At 63.1% G+C, this 14,623-nt stretch carries 10 protein-coding genes; 4 read left to right on the top strand and 6 right to left on the bottom strand.

Annotated features, from left to right (window positions below):
• Window positions 1-101: 101 nt before the first annotated feature.
• Window positions 102-1,376, bottom strand: coding sequence for a glycosyltransferase (locus ACQI5H_RS00830; RefSeq protein WP_427077541.1), 1,275 nt, complete (start codon window positions 1,374-1,376; stop codon window positions 102-104).
• Window positions 1,377-1,416: 40 nt separating this feature from the next.
• Between ACQI5H_RS00830 and ACQI5H_RS00825 the strand changes: the two genes are divergently transcribed.
• A complete protein-coding gene (locus ACQI5H_RS00825; protein WP_427077540.1) occupies window positions 1,417-2,547 on the top strand; it encodes a polysaccharide pyruvyl transferase family protein in 1,131 nt (376 codons plus the stop codon).
• 111 nt (window positions 2,548-2,658) lie between these two features.
• Window positions 2,659-4,080 (top strand): hypothetical protein, encoded by a 1,422-nt coding sequence (locus ACQI5H_RS00820; RefSeq protein ID WP_427077539.1) that lies wholly within the window; start codon window positions 2,659-2,661, stop codon window positions 4,078-4,080.
• Between the two features lie 47 nt (window positions 4,081-4,127).
• Here ACQI5H_RS00820 and ACQI5H_RS00815 read toward each other — a convergent pair whose 3' ends face one another.
• From ACQI5H_RS00815 to ACQI5H_RS00805, 3 genes are all read right to left on the bottom strand, one after another.
• The gene (locus tag ACQI5H_RS00815; protein WP_427077538.1) at window positions 4,128-5,222 is read right to left on the bottom strand and encodes a Gfo/Idh/MocA family protein; all 1,095 of its coding nucleotides are present in this window, start codon (window positions 5,220-5,222) and stop codon (window positions 4,128-4,130) included.
• A gap of 74 nt (window positions 5,223-5,296) precedes the next feature.
• Window positions 5,297-6,118: a phytanoyl-CoA dioxygenase family protein gene (locus ACQI5H_RS00810; protein ID WP_427077537.1), complete on the bottom strand. Its 822-nt coding sequence runs from the start codon at window positions 6,116-6,118 to the stop codon at window positions 5,297-5,299.
• A gap of 228 nt (window positions 6,119-6,346) precedes the next feature.
• Window positions 6,347-7,279 carry an FkbM family methyltransferase gene (locus ACQI5H_RS00805; RefSeq protein ID WP_427077536.1) on the bottom strand — a complete coding sequence of 311 codons (933 nt, stop codon included), beginning with the start codon at window positions 7,277-7,279 and terminating at the stop codon, window positions 6,347-6,349.
• Window positions 7,280-7,439: 160 nt separating this feature from the next.
• Between ACQI5H_RS00805 and ACQI5H_RS00800 the strand changes: the two genes are divergently transcribed.
• Window positions 7,440-9,143, top strand: a complete 1,704-nt coding sequence (locus ACQI5H_RS00800) for a GMC oxidoreductase (protein WP_427077654.1) — start codon at window positions 7,440-7,442, stop codon at window positions 9,141-9,143.
• Window positions 9,144-9,277: 134 nt separating this feature from the next.
• Here the strand turns inward: ACQI5H_RS00800 and ACQI5H_RS00795 are convergent, their stop codons facing one another.
• Together ACQI5H_RS00795 and ACQI5H_RS00790 are read right to left on the bottom strand one after the other, a co-directional pair.
• Entirely contained in the window at window positions 9,278-10,546 is a 1,269-nt protein-coding gene (locus ACQI5H_RS00795) for a glycosyltransferase (protein WP_427077535.1), read from the bottom strand.
• Window positions 10,547-10,967: 421 nt separating this feature from the next.
• The gene (locus tag ACQI5H_RS00790; RefSeq protein WP_427077534.1) at window positions 10,968-11,948 is read right to left on the bottom strand and encodes a class I SAM-dependent methyltransferase; all 981 of its coding nucleotides are present in this window, start codon (window positions 11,946-11,948) and stop codon (window positions 10,968-10,970) included.
• A 422-nt stretch (window positions 11,949-12,370) separates the two neighbouring features.
• Here ACQI5H_RS00790 and ACQI5H_RS00785 point away from each other — a divergent pair, with 422 nt between their 5' ends.
• Window positions 12,371-14,617 carry an acyltransferase family protein gene (locus tag ACQI5H_RS00785; RefSeq protein ID WP_427077533.1) on the top strand — a complete coding sequence of 749 codons (2,247 nt, stop codon included), beginning with the start codon at window positions 12,371-12,373 and terminating at the stop codon, window positions 14,615-14,617.
• The last annotated feature ends 6 nt before the right edge of the window (window positions 14,618-14,623 follow it).

Raw genomic sequence — 14,623 nt, 5'->3', positions numbered from 1 at the left:
CGTGTTCTGCGAAATGAAAGCCGGGGCTTCAGGTCCCGGCTCACCCGTCCGGCAGTCTAATCCACGACCCACGCTACAAACCGGGAATCGAAAAGCTTCGATCAGCCAACACCCTCGCGGAGGGCGAAATTCTCTACAAGATCTGCGGTGGCCGCCGCGCTTTGTGCGGGGCGGGTCATCCTCGTGGCGATCTCTCGGGCCCGCGCGGCATATTGGGGGTCGAGGATGGTGCGCAGGTCCGCGACGAGCGACTCCCGGGTGGTGCTCGAAAAGCGGCGCGCGGTACCCACTTTCAGTCGTTTGAGCTGATCTCCATAGATCGCGTGAACGAGGTCCCAGTACAGGATCAGCTGAGGGACCCCGGCGCGCAGGCCAATCGGCGTGGTGCTCGAGCCGCCGTGGTGGACGAGCGCACGACAGGCGGGAAAAATGGCCGCGAAATTCATCGCACCCACGAGCTTGACGTGGTCGAAATGGGGGACGTCGCTGAAGTCACTCCAGCCGGCACCAACCAGCGCACGCTCGCCCAGTTGCGCGCACGCGTCGGCGATCATGGCCAGCGTGTCGGCCGGGGACTCCACCGGCATGCTGCCGAACCCGAAGTAAATAGGCGGTGTTCCTTCGGCCATCCACGACGCGATCTCCTCGTCGGCATCGGTCGGCAGCTCCATCGTCAGGGTGCCGACAAAGGGCCGTAGGCCGTGCCATTTCGCCCATTCGACCGCCAGCCCGGGAAAGCACACCTCGTCGTAGGCCTGGATTTCCAACGAGCCGCGTTCGGCGATCCGCCGCGTCGCGGGGCCCTTGGCCTTCGGTAGGCCGAGTTCACGGCGCTGTGCGTCCTCGGCTTTCTTCCAAATGCGCCAGCCCAGCCACTCGTATACGGTCATCGCTAAGCGGACCAGCGGTGGCGGCAAACGTGTCGGAAACGCGATCTGGCCGTTGGTCCGCAGCGGGAAGTAATGCAGCGTGGCAAGCGGAATGCCGTGATACTCCGCGACATTGGCGGCGACTTCCTCGTAAACCAGACCGGTGAATAGGAGGTCGGCGCCGTCCGCCAGCGACGTCAGCGTCTTGCTCATCTCCCCCATGCATTCGCTCCGGTGCCCCCAAACCTCGCGCCACAACCGGCGCAGCTCGCCGATCCTCCAAAAATTGCGGTAGAACTGCGTCCAGAAGTCGCGGTGCGCGTCCAGCATCGCCTGCGTCTCTGGCCCATAGGCGACCGCCGAAAGCCCGGCCGATTCCGCGAAGCCAACCAGTTCGGGCGGGACCGCCATGCGCACCTCGTGGCCCCTGCGGAGCAACTCGCGGCCGGCGGCGACGGAAGGCTCGACATCGCCGCGAGTTCCATAGCAGGCCAGCACAAATTTCATCGCGAGTCCTAGCCTTCCACTAGCCTGCTCGTTCTGCGAAATGGGAACGGGAGACTCCGCCCCTGGCGCGGCCGCCCGGCAGTTTAACCCGCTATCCCGCGTATGGTGCTGCCATGGGCGGGAACATGAGGTGACGGACATCGCGGATCCGCTGGTCGCTTACCTCGGCTGGCACCGGAGGGGCAACCTCGGCGATGACGCAATCTACGACGCTGTCCGATCGCGGCTTCCCGGAGCGACGTTCGTCGATCTGCCGCTTTTTCGACACGAGGCGGTATATGCGGCCGCAACAGGTTTGACTCGGTCGCTGCGGCGCAGCCCATATGCCGCACAAGTTGTGGGTGGCGGAACCCTCGTTGGACGGCGCGTGTGGAGGCGGTGGGTCAATCGTGGGATTGCGCTCACAAATAAGGGAAGTTACGCGATTGGTGTCGGCGTTGAGGAACCCGTCTGGACACCGTTCGGCTCGGGTAAGGACGAGCTAAAGCGATGGGCACCAATACTTTCGCAGTTCCACAGTGTGTCCGTGCGAGGACCCCGTAGCGCTGAACTCCTATCCGACGTCGGGCTGAATGTCGAGGTATCCGGCGACCCGGCACTTCTGCTCCCGCTGCCCGACGTAGTTCCAGAAGACGGCTTGATTGGGGTGAACGTCGGCTTCGGCGACGGCGTGATTTGGGGACATCGGGCGAAGGTGGCTGAGGAGATGTCGATCGCCGTGAACCAATTGTCGTCACAAGGCTATCGGTTTGTTGGGATACTCATGAACCCGAAAGACAAGCGATGGACCGAGATGGCGTTGCAGCATGTTGCCGCAGACATTGTGCTTCCGGTCGACACGGGCGCCGCGGCGCGCGAGTTTGCTCGCTGTTCGGTAGCCATTGTCAGCCGGCTCCACGCGGGGATCTTGGCATCCCTCTCCGACACCCCAACAATCTCGCTGGAGTATCAACCGAAGTGCAGGGACTTCGCGCTGTCCATTGATAGCGCAGACTTGCTCATCCGCACCGACAAGCTGAGTGCTGCCGAGGTAGTCGACAGGGTGGGCGGCGCGATTGCGGACTCACCGAATATCAGGACCAGGACGAGTGCTGCCGTCGTGCATCTCCGGCAGCGGCTCGAGAGCGAGTTCGCTACTCTTCGACACCAACTGGGCCTCGATGGCGTATGAGTCACATGCCCTCTAAGGGCATCGGGCGGCTTTCGTCATCTGATACTTAGTCGCGGAGTTGGACCGATATATTCCGAGTGGCGCGCGGTTGCGGTACCACTGGAGGGTGAAATGGGCGTTCTGAGAGATAGGGCGAGACGCAAGGTGCCAACGGGCAACCTGCTCGACCTGCTCGACCAGACCACGTTTGACCTTGATCGAGTAACCGGCTTTACCACCGTGCTGCAGTGCTTTTGGGTGTATGACCGCCCAGTTGACATCGACGCGCTCCGGCAGTTTCATCACCATCTTCTGCGGGGCCGGTTATCCCGCTGCATCGAACGGTCGCCACTGCGGTTCGGCCGCCACCGCTGGATTTCATGCGACGGTTTGTCCGACATGGAGATCGTCACGTCGGCCCGGCCGCGTGAAGAATTCGACGCGTGGCTCAACGAGCAGGCTAACGCGCCGCTAAATTCCGAGCACGGACCCGGCTGGCACCTTGCGGTGGTCCCGTTCACCGATGGCGGCGCCGGGGTGAGCTTCGTCATCCCGCATTGCCTCACCGACGGCGTCGGGTTGTGCGAGGCGCTGGCGGATGCGACGTGTGGCGGCGAGGATCCGATGAGCTGGCCTACCGCCGCATCGCGCCGCCGGTGGCAGGCCTTGCGCGAGGACATCCGGCAAACCGCACGCGACATTCCCGCTATCGGTCGTGGGGTCGCCGCGGCCGTACGGATGGCCCGGCGTAGCCGCAGTCGTCCCGGTGCTGCGACTCCGTTGCCTGCCCTACCCTCTGGCGCCGACGAACCAATCATGCTTCCGTCGGCAACTGTGTTCGTCGACGCCAGTGAGTGGGAAGCGCGCGCACAATCGCTTGGGGGGACCACCAATTCGCTGCTTGTGGGATTGGCGGCCCGCCTTGCCCAGCGACTGGGTCGGGTCGCCGCAGATGGCTCGGCCTTGGTGGGCATACCGGTCAATGAGCGCGTCGCCGAGGATACCCGCGCTAACGCGTACAGCGTTTGCGCTATCACGGTCGATCCAGTCCCGGCGAGCACGGATCTGCGCCCGATCCGGGGCGCCATCAAACAAGCGCTGACTTGCGATCAGGAGAAGCGCGCCGATTGGCGTGCGGCGATGTCTGTTGCTCCTCTGATGGGCCTACTGCCCAAGCGGCTGCTCTCGAGGGGTGGTGGCGCGGGGATCGCGATCAACTCATCCAGCCTCGGCGTGGTCAACCCGGCCGCCAACCGCCCAGATGGCACCGACGCCGACTACTTCGCGATGAGAATTCAATATCCGGGCATGACCAGGGGGATAGTGCACCGGTTTGGCGGAGTGCAGTGGTTCGTCTCGGGAAGCGCGCACGGCCATATCTTTGTCGCGGCGACGGCGTATCAGCCGGGTCGTCTCGACTCGAATGACGGCTTGCGGCAAGAGCTTTTGGGCGCCATGGACGACTTCTCGCTCACCGGCATTCATCTCGGAGCGCCCCCGAACTGCGTCCCATTGGAAGAATCGCTACATCAAATCAACGATGCAACCGCATGACGCCCTGTACCCGGCCCAGATTCGGGTGCAGTCAGACGTAAACCAGTTCAGGCATGTCCGTCAGTCGTGCCAGTCGATCGCCTCAATTGCCTGAACGGGCTGAACGCGGCCTCGACCAAATCCACCAGATTGCGTCCTGCGATCCGCGGTACCGGCAACCACGGGAGCGGCCGTGCGGCGAAGCTCACCAAGACGTCGATCAATGCTTCTTGTAGCCGATATTCAGTGTTCACCGGATCTGGGGACCACAGCGACGAGATCACGCGGCACAGCCCGTCAATGCGGATCAGATTGAACTCGCTGTCGTCTTCAAGTCCCATGGCGCGCAGCCGCACCAGAGACGGGATGCGCGCCGTGATCTCGGGACCCAACCCCACCACTTGAAATCCCGACAGTCCGTCGCCGTCTTCGAGCCGCTCCAACTGACCGCGCGCGCCGCGTGCCACGCCGCCCACGCGTCCCGCCCGATCCCCCGTCGCGTACCCCATCATGTGGCCGGCAAGGGAAGCCCGCGTCCCAACAACCTCGATAAACCCTTCGCCACGCGTATACGGCTCGATTACTTCAGCGGTGACTCCACCGGGAAAGCGATAAACGATATCGACAGCGGTCCCGCCCGATCGACGACTGCGTGCCGAACGTACGAGGGGATAGCCGAGCCACGACCTCAACAACGCCAAAGCGTGATACGCAAACCCCATGTTCGTAAGGCGAAGGCGCACAACGTCGCCCAAAGCTCCCGAGTCGATCACTTTTCCGACCAACCGAAACTGGGGCATGTTCATGAAATCCTCGCCCACGCGGACCGTCCGCCAGCGCCGATAAAGCGCGAGGTGCCGAAGGTCGGCCAAGCCGCCCATGGCGGGTGTGTCCATAAGCAGCGCAGCTCCGGGGGCAATATGGGCCGTGGCGCGCAGCACCGCCAGGATGCTGGTGGGAGTGACGGACACAAGAACCACGTCGACGTCACCCGGCCGCAACGAGCGCAAATCCTCGATGGGGTCGACACCAAACTGCCGTCCCGCTTCACGGGCATGCGCAAAGTTTCGTGAGTGGACGCCCACAACTTCGACATTCGAGTCCAAGCATGCCAGCGCAGGTAAGAACGCGTTTTTGGCTCGGTATCCCGAACCGATGACCAACGCTCGCAGTCGATTCTTTACGGGATCCGTAGCCGACAACTCGGGCGCTCTCCTTAGTTTTGAACCGACCGAGTCTATGGTCCTGCCACCGCGGAGCTCAGCAGTTTAGCGCCAGACGAATAGAGGCGTTCGAAGGCAGTAGACATCCGTGTTAGCTCGTTCCGCTCCGTCGGGAGCAATAGCCGAGCCTCGACGGGGTCTCCTACCTCTGCAAGTGGCTCAGTCGTTCCTAGACGCCCCGGATCCACGAACGCCCGGAGACGCGGATCATCCAGGTTCGACAGCGCCGCCTTGAATTCGTCCAACCCAATCCGGGGGTTCGACAACCCAGCCGGCTGGAACGAAATTTTCAGAATCCTTCGGCGCCGCGGTCCGCGATTGGGTGCGGCCCGGTGATAATAGGAACGATTCCAAATCGCCGCAGTGCCAACAGGCCCTTCCAAGCGTACGATCTCACCGCCGGCTCGCAGTCCCGCTTCCGCCGATCTTGGGGCGAATTCAAACGGACCATCGGAATAACCGACAGGCGACAACAAGATAAATATGCTGACGAAGGTGGGGAAATCCCTTGTGAAATCTCTCAGTGTTTCCAGGTCCCTGTGCCAGCCTTGAAAACGGTTTCGCTGGATATGCGGCTTTGTCTGAGCCGCCGCGATTTCGTAACAGTGGAAATGGTAGAGCAGGGCGGAAGGTTGGATACTGGCGATGAGCCGGCGCGCTGGTTCGCTCAGCACTTGTTGAAAAATGCCCGTTTCGACCAGTTGGTCGGCACTAACGTATGAGCGCGGCTGGTCATCGATCGCGGCGAACAATGGGTTCAAGCGGTCATTCCATGCCTCGACCTGTTCGGTCGGCCACAGACCCGTGAGGTCGGCAATCCCTTCTTGGACAAGCACTTCTTGGAGCGTACGGCCTTGCATCACGTCCCAAACCCATCGTCGAGCTACACATTCATCGGCACTGTCAGCATCACGCTGCGGCTCCGACGGTACACGCTGCGCGTCCGGCCCGAGGAAGAATGATCTGCCGGGGAGCACGATGAAAATCGTTGGGCTCGCTGCAGATCTGTCCACCGAGAGCACCGGGTCCCATTTCTCCGGACCGGGCGCAGGCCCCGCACCAATCTAAGAAAGGGCGAGGGGCTGGCGGCTGACGAGCACGTCGGCGACCCTACGGCGATAGAGGTCGCGGTATGTAGCCTCCGTGATAGCGGGCACCTTGCGCTCGAATATCCAGTGGTAGTCATTGTGCAGGTCGTAAACGTAAAACCCCCGCTCCTCGAAAGGCTTCAAGGTGGCTTCGATCGGCGCCCAAACCTCAAGGGCCACGACAAGTCTGGGATGGGAGAATCCGGCAGCGATTTGTGGTGCTATCGCCGTTTCCGCGCCCTCGATGTCCATCTTGATGAATGAGACCCGCTCGGCGTCGGCACCCACGATGGAGGTGAGCGTGTCCATGGCCACGGTCACCGGTTTCCAGGTCCCAAATATCCGGCGGCGAATTCCCTTGGGGGGTGGCTTAAGCCGAGACATCCCGTCCCGGCGGGGATGCAGGTAGAAGGTAGTCTCGCCCTTCTGAGGGGCACACGCCGCCTCAACGACATCGACAATATCGGTCGCCTCGTTGAGCTTGATGTTGGCGCGCAGCCGACGTGCGGTGTCGGGTGCGGCCTCGATCGCGAGGACTTTGCCGGACGGCGCGACGCGTTGGGCAAATAGCAGCGAGAAGTAGCCGATGTTGGCGCCGGCGTCGACGCAGAAATCGCCTTCCTGCACATGCCGCAGAATGAATTCCGATAGCACCGGTTCAAAGGCGCCGCGAAAGCGCAGCCAGCGGGTAATAACCGAGCTGTTTCGGCCGGTTAAGAACTTGGGGCCGTACTGGGACTCAACCGGTGGCTCGTCGGGATCGACGCCGAGCCGTTTGAGCAGCCAAGCGCACGGGACCACGAAGGCTGCCTTGACGAGCAAGGGAATGCGGTCGTTCCCAACGCACGCGCGCATGGACCCGACCAGCGCATGGCGCGCGCGTCGCTTGGCCGGTTCGAGAGTGGGCATAACTGCTTCCAGAGAGTCGTTGGGCCGCCGCGGGCGGTGAGCCACGCAGAGAGTAGCAGCCCAGGGATGCGTTGCGATGCGCCACACATCCGACGGTCCGGACAGCGCTCAGCGCTTGGCCACGAGGCAAAACGTCGACCTGCGTGCGGCGGCCGATGATATGGTCGTGATCCGCCCGAACCCGGCGAATGCATTGGGCCATCATCTGGGGAGGAACTCGATTTTGGCTGTCGGCGAACTGGATCCGCGCGAGGCGGAGCACGTCGCATGGGACGTCATCGTGGTGGGCACCGGCATGGGCGGCGGGATGCTGGGCTATTCCCTGGCCCGGTCAGGTCGCAAAGTATTGTTCGTCGAAAAGGGCCGCTCGACACTGCCCGGCGCGCCGGGGACGATCCGCTCTGCGATACCGGAAGTGGCCGAGCCATGGGCGCGCCGCTCCACAGAGACCTACTACGACGCCTTGGCTAGGGCCGGCCGCTCAACCGACGAGGTCGAAGACATAAGCGGGCGCTCCCCGCGGCGGTACCTGCCGGGGGTCGGCAGCGGGACCGGGGGGTCGACAGGCCTCTACGGCATGGTTTGCGAGCGGTTTTTTGTTCGCGATTTCACGCCCCGGCAGGACTTTCGCGACCCCGGCGATTCCACCGTGCCGGAGGCTTGGCCGGTCACCTACGACCAGATGCGGCCCTGGTATTCAGCGGCCGAAAAGCTGCTGGGGGTGCGGGGCCAGCCCGATCCCCTCCGGCCGGAGGCCACGGAGGTCGGCCTCCCCGCGGCGCCGCCGTTTTCGGCGGAGAACCAGCCGTTGATTGACCATCTGACAAGTCAGGGGTTGCATCCGTACCACCTGCCGATGGCCTGCGACTACACCGACGGGTGTACCACTTGTGACGCCTATCTCTGCGACCAGTCGTGCAAGAACGACGCCGCTCGCAATGCCTTGCTGCCAGCCATTGCCGAGCACGGAGCCCACATTTTGACCGAATGTCGGGTGGTGCGGTTGGACGCGGACGACACCCAGGTCAGGCACGTCATCTGCGAGCATCGGTCCGGCATGCTGTCCCTCGAGGCGAAGGTGGTGGTGCTGGCCGCCGGCGCGCTAGTCACCCCGATGCTGTTGCTCAATTCCCGGTCCGGCGATTGGCCGCATGGATTGGCGAACGGCTCAGACTGGGTCGGACGCAATTTGATGCGCCATGCGGTCGACCATATTGAGGTCTGGCCGCAACGCGACTCCAAGATCACAGCCGAAAACAAGCAGATCGGCCTGAATGATTTTTACTTTTGGGAGGGACAGAAATACGGCGCCGTGCAGTCGGCCGGCGCGATGGCGCCCATCGAGGCGCTGACCAACCGCCCCGATTTGCCGGCGAAGATGCTGCGCGTCATGAGCCCGGCGCTGCGTCCCATCTACGAGCGGTACTTCTCGGGCGGACTGGTGCTGGCAACAATCATGGAAGACCTGCCGTATCTGGACAACCGGGTGCTGCCATGCGATCGCCCAAGCTCGGATGGCCGCCAGCGGCTACGGATCCAGTATCGCTGGCACGCCAGTGAAGTCGAGCGCCGCGCGGTGTTTCTACGGCAGGTGAAGCAGATATTTGAGCCGTTTCGCAAAATCACCCTGCGGACCGCCAAGAACAACGCGTTCCTGGCCCACGTCTGCGGTACGTGTCGGTTCGGTACCGACCCCAAAACCAGCGTGCTGGACCCAAACAACCGGGCGCACGAAGTGGACAACCTGTATGTGGTGGACGCCTCCTTCTTCCCTTCCAGCACCGGCATCAACCCCAGCTTGACCATTGCGGCCAACGCGTTGCGGGTCGCCGCGCACGTGAACCAGCTGCATTTCGCCAACTGACAACTCCCAGAAATGTTGTCGTAGCATGCCTTAACCAGCTCGGGGCGGAACATGTTGCCCGAACTGCTAACTGTGCGAAGGGATTAAGGTTCAGACTTTACGCCGCGCCGATCATCCCGGCGGCGCCTGCAGGATCAGCCAACCCGCCCACAGCGGGCGAAATCTTCCAAAAGATCAGCCGCGGCCGCGACGCTTTCGGCGGGTTTGGTCATCCGGCCGGCGATCTCGCGCGCCCGGGCGATGCGCTCTGGGGCGAGGATGGTGCGCAGATCCGCGACAAGTGACTCGCGTGTTGTGCTCGAAAAACGCCGGGCAGCACCAACTTTCAGCCGTTTAATCACATTTCCAAAGATGGGCTGATCGCCCAGCATCCAGAGGATCAATGTGGGAACTCCTGCGCGCAGGCCCGCCGCGGTGGTTCCCGCACCACCATGATGGACGACGGCCCGGCAAGCCGGAAAGATGGCCGCATGGTTCACCGCGGCCACCACCTTGACATGCTCGACATGGGGGACGTGGCCGAAGTCAGTCCAGCCCGAGCAAACCAGCGCCCGCTCGCCCAACTCCGCGCAGGCCGCGCTGATCATTGCGAGCGCGGTGGCCGGAGATTCCGCCGGCATGCTGCCAAAGCCGAAGTAAATCGGCGGTGTTCCCGCCGCTATCCAGGACGCGACCTCCTCATCGGCGTCCGTCGGCAACTCCATGGTCAGCGCGCCGATAAAGGGACGCTGGCCATTCCATTTCGCCCATTCGGCTGCCAGGCCGGGAAAGCAAATCTCATCGTAGGCTTGAATTTCAAGCGATCCGCGTTCGGCAATCCGTCGCGACGCAGGCCCTATGGCCTTCGGCAGTCCTAGTTCACGGCGCTGCGCGTCCTCGGCCTTTTTCCAAACGCGCCAGACCAGCCACTCGACCGCCCTCATCGCCGAGCGGCCGAACGGTGCCGGCAGGAACGGCACCAGCTGCCCGTTGGCCCGCAACGGCAGGTGATCGAGCGTGGCCAACGGAAGGTCGTAGTACTCTGCGACGTTGCCTGCGACGGCGTCGAAAATCATCCCGGTGAATATCAGGTCGGCACCCTCTGCCAGCGATGTCAGCGTCGCGCTCATCTCCCCCCAACTTTGGAAATTGGGCTCCCACGATTCGCGCCACACGGTGACCAGATCCCGGGTCTTCCAGAAGTTGCTGAAGAGATCCCGCCAGAATGTGCGATGCGCGTCCAGCGTGACCTTTGTGTCGAGCCCGTAAGCGACCGCCTCAAGGCCAGCCGACTCGGCGAAGCCAACCATGTCAGGCGGGACGGCCATGCGGACTTCGTGCCCGCGGTGCATCAGCTCACGACCGACGGCGGCACAAGGCTCGACATCGCCACGGGTCCCATGGCACGCCAACACAAATTTCACTGCGGATCCTCGCCTCACTTCCCGTGCGTGATCTACGAAGCGAAAGCGGAAGCCTCGCGTGCCCGAATCGACCGTGCAGCAGTATAACCCCTCGCATGTGTTGACCCGAAAACCAGAAGATTGGGGCAGGCGGCGGCACCATCAGCAATCGCAAGAGGACTTCTGCGATGTCTTTGTCCGAATTGTCTTGGGCCAAACGATCATAGACATGTGCGAAATTAACGATCCGCGCAAACGCGAGTTCGTCCCGACATCGGGTTTGCGCGCCGCCTGTTGGTGATCTCGGGTTTCCTCATCACAGGGCTGCTCTCGCGCGAGGAGATGCCGCCAGCACCATCCGGCTGCAGTCATCGTGACTCGACGGGCCCCACGACTCCCGAGCATCTTGCTGTAGAGCTCGGGCAGCCCGCGTACCCACCAATCACTTGGCGCGCAAGACAAAGCCAGTCTGGTCTCCACGGCCCTGCCGATTGAGCAATTTCGCGCGTTTTTCCCACTCCCAGATTCGCCTGGGTCCAAACATCCGAAAGATTTTGGGGTCGGTTACCGCAACATCCCGTCGATAGGCTTCGCTGCCCATAAACTGACCGAACGTCGAATCATCGAACGTCTTCTCCACAGCCATCCCGGCTTTATCGGCTGCTAGTGCCATCCCCTGCCGCGAGGGTATAACAATATGCCGAGGCGCATCGACCTGTACCCAGTCCGCCCCATAGCTAGTCCATGCCTCGGATGAAGTCGTCGGCAGGCGAACCAAGCAAATACCTCCGACAGCGAGCTTCTCGGACGCCGCCTTAAGCGTTGCGACCAGGTCGGGCACGTGTTCAAGCGAATGATTGAACATGATGAGATCAAATTCGCCCGTCACTTCACTCAAATACCGCTTCATTAGCGGCACGCCTCTGGGCGTCTCGTCATCGGTTGCGAGGAACGGATCGGCACCGGACAAGTTGTTGAATCCGACCCGAGCAAGCCGGTCAAGCAGCACACCCCCAGCACACCCCACATCTAAAATCCGCGCGTCACGATCGACCCCGAGCTGTGCAATCATTCTGACGGCGTCACCTCCGGTGACAGCGCGGACGATACCTTCGGGTAAAGACGCTGCCATGAATGCACCGACGAGCCGGCCGCCGGTACGCAATTTAAAGCGGTCTTGCTGCGTAATCAGCCATCTGAAAAGCTTCGGTTCAGTTGCAGCACTATGAGAATAGTAATTTTGCGGGTAATACCGCATGAGTTCGTCGCCCTCGAGCGCATTCACGATCTGTAACGTATCGCACTTTTCGCAACTAAAATATTCGAACAGGTCTCGCGTTTGGAACATCATCTCGCGGACGACAATAGTTTGATGGGGCCCGGCAGATCCGCATAGTCGGCACTCTTTGGTAACCTCGCTCACTTTATTCCCCTCTATTCACGCGCAGACCTCGGTCGTGGTTATATCGGCACCAGCCGGGGATCGCGCACATAATACGTGACCTTCGGTCGCGTTGAATTCCTGGTCGATGAAGCCGGCGTGCCCGCAAGCCCGCTGAACCCATCGTGGTGCCGAGTTTCCGCGATGGTGACGTACGGGCGCAAGCTGCACCCTCGAGCCAGCGAAGGACATGCTCGCTGACGTCCGATGGAGGCGCCCGTGGAGGGCGTTGCATACGCTGCTTGCGCGGAAGGATGATCAGCCCGAATTACTTTGGGAGCGAAGCGATCACACATGCACCACGCCGTGCTCCAGAAACATGAGGGCTGCTGTTACGGCCACGCGTGCACGCGTCGTGACCGAACCAGGGACGTGGCCGAAGTCGGCCCGCCGCTGCGGCCCGGATGAAAGAATGCCCTCTATTCGATACGTCTTCATACAAGGTGGTGACCTTGGCCCAAGCCGACCGCGTCTCCCCTAGCGAAGGGGTGCAGTGTCGGCGCCCCGCACGGACGGGATTTCGCCCCGACATCGAGGGCTTGCGCGCCGTCGCGGTTTTGGCGGTTGTCCTCTTTCACGCCGACGTTCCCGGCCTCGGCGGCGGATACATCGGTGTGGACGTGTTCTTCGTGATCTCGGGCTTCCTCATCACCGGGCTGCTGTGGCGCGAGGCGAGCGGCGCCGGCACCATCCGGCTGCGCCGCTTCTACGGGGCGCGGGCCCGCCGACTGCTGCCGGCATCGGCCGCGGTGGGCATCGTCACAGCGGTGGGTTCGGCTGTCTTGTTACCACCACTGCAGGCGCGCAGCGTCCTTGGTGATGGCATCGCAAGCGCGTTGTACGTCGGCAACTACCGGTTCATCCTCCAAGGCGTCGACTATCTCGCTCCCGTACTGCCGCCCTCGACGTTTCAGCATTACTGGTCGTTGGGCGTCGAGGAACAGTTCTATCTGATGTGGCCGCCCTTGATCCTGGGTACGGCGTGGCTGATCCGGCTGGTTCGCCGCCGCACCCGCGCCCAAGCCACCTCATCGCAACGCCCGTATCTGGTGGTCCTTGCGTTCGTCGGAGCGGTGTCGTTCACGCTGTCGCTGGCGGTCACTTACTGGGTGTCCGCAGTGGCGTTCTTTTCACTGCCGACCCGGGCCTGGCAGTTAGCCGCCGGCGGGCTGGTGGCCCTGACGGCCACCCAGTGGCGCCGACTTCCGGCACTGCCGGCAGCGATTGTGGGATGGGCTGGGTTGGGCCTGATTCTATTGGCCTGCACCTTATTTAGCACGAGCACTCCCTACCCGGGTACCGCCGCGGCGGTACCCGTACTGGGCACCGCGCTGGTAATCGGCGCCGGCTGCGCCGCACCGTCGAAGGGATGCGGTCGCGTCCTGGCCATGCCGCCGATGGGCGCGATCGGCCGGGTGTCCTACTCGTGGTATCTGTGGCACTGGCCGGTCTTGCTGCTCGCCCCGCCCCTACTGGGCCATCCACTGGGGCTGGCCGGCAGGCTCGCAACGGTCGTCGTCTCCGGTGGGCTGGCCGTGCTCACATTGCATCTCATCGAAAACCCGTTGCGGTTCGCCGCGCCGGTGCGCCGCTCCGCCCTGGCCAGCCTTGCGCTGGGCGGTATGGCCACCGCGGCAGCCGTCGGTGTCGGCGTGGTGCTGCTGGGTGTGATGCCCTTGCCGGTCGGCCGCGGGGTGCCGGCCGCGGCACTGGCAATCACCGCGCCACCTACCCCCGCCGGCTCCGACATCGATGCTTACGACGCCGCGGTGCGGCACGCCGTCGCCCAAGCGCAGGCGGCGGTTGAGGCATCGGCGGAGCTTAGGGCCATACCGTCAAATCTCGACCCGCCGCTTGCCGACGCGTCGGGCGAACTCAAGGTCCTGTTTCTCGGCGGCTGCCTGCGCAATTTTCTTCAAATTGGACAGCCTGAGTGCGCGACGGGTGACACCGCCTCGGCGACGACGGTGGCTCTGGTCGGCGATTCGCATGCCGCGATGTGGGCGCCGGCGTTCCAGCAGATCGCCGCGCAGCGGCAATGGCGGATGGAAATTCTGGCCAAGGGCGGGTGCCCCTTGATGAATCTGCCCACCAACCCCGATCCGCTTCGACGCCTGGTGTCCACCGATTGCGAGCAGTGGCGCGGTCAGATCGTCGACCGGTTACGCACGGAGCACCCGCGACTTGTCGTGGTGAGCATGTGGCGGGGGTACGGTGTCGGCTCCGGCGCCGACTTCGGTTGGCTGCCGGGTTTCACCTCGTACGACCGGGCGTGGATCGAAAGCTTGACGCGCCTTGTGCAGCAGCTGCGCATCACGGGTGCACGGGTGCTGGTACTCGGGCCGGTCCCGGATCCCCAGTCGGTGGTGCCGATCTGCCTGTCCGGGCACCTCGACGACGCGACGGCCTGCTCACCGCCGAGATCGACCGCGGTCAACCAATCCGGCATCGCGGCTGAGTCCGCGGCCACCAAGGCCGGCAGCGGATACTATGCCGACCTCACCGATCTGTTCTGCACTACCAACCGCTGTCCGGTCATCATCGGCAACAGCCTGGTGTACTTTGACCAAAATCACCTGACGGTCGAGTACTCCACGGCATTGGCACCGGTACTCGGCGCGTTGGCTGACCGCGCGCTCGCCGGCGGTTGACCTGGC

Source organism: Mycobacterium heidelbergense, from assembly GCF_050205645.1.
GTDB classification, from domain to species: domain Bacteria; phylum Actinomycetota; class Actinomycetes; order Mycobacteriales; family Mycobacteriaceae; genus Mycobacterium; species Mycobacterium heidelbergense_A.
Note: the sequence above shows the minus strand (reverse complement) of the source record. Positions and strands in the feature narration are given on the sequence as shown.

Coding starts and splice junctions, on each gene's coding strand:
- ACQI5H_RS00830 (WP_427077541.1), bottom strand. CDS start 1,376: ATGAAATTTGTGCTGGCCTGCTATGGAACTCGCGGCGATGTCGAGCCT.
- ACQI5H_RS00805 (WP_427077536.1), bottom strand. CDS start 7,279: ATGCCCACTCTCGAACCGGCCAAGCGACGCGCGCGCCATGCGCTGGTC.
- ACQI5H_RS00785 (WP_427077533.1), top strand. CDS start 12,371: ATGAAAGAATGCCCTCTATTCGATACGTCTTCATACAAGGTGGTGACC.
- ACQI5H_RS00800 (WP_427077654.1), top strand. CDS start 7,440: ATGGTCGTGATCCGCCCGAACCCGGCGAATGCATTGGGCCATCATCTG.
- ACQI5H_RS00825 (WP_427077540.1), top strand. CDS start 1,417: ATGGGAACGGGAGACTCCGCCCCTGGCGCGGCCGCCCGGCAGTTTAAC.
- ACQI5H_RS00820 (WP_427077539.1), top strand. CDS start 2,659: ATGGGCGTTCTGAGAGATAGGGCGAGACGCAAGGTGCCAACGGGCAAC.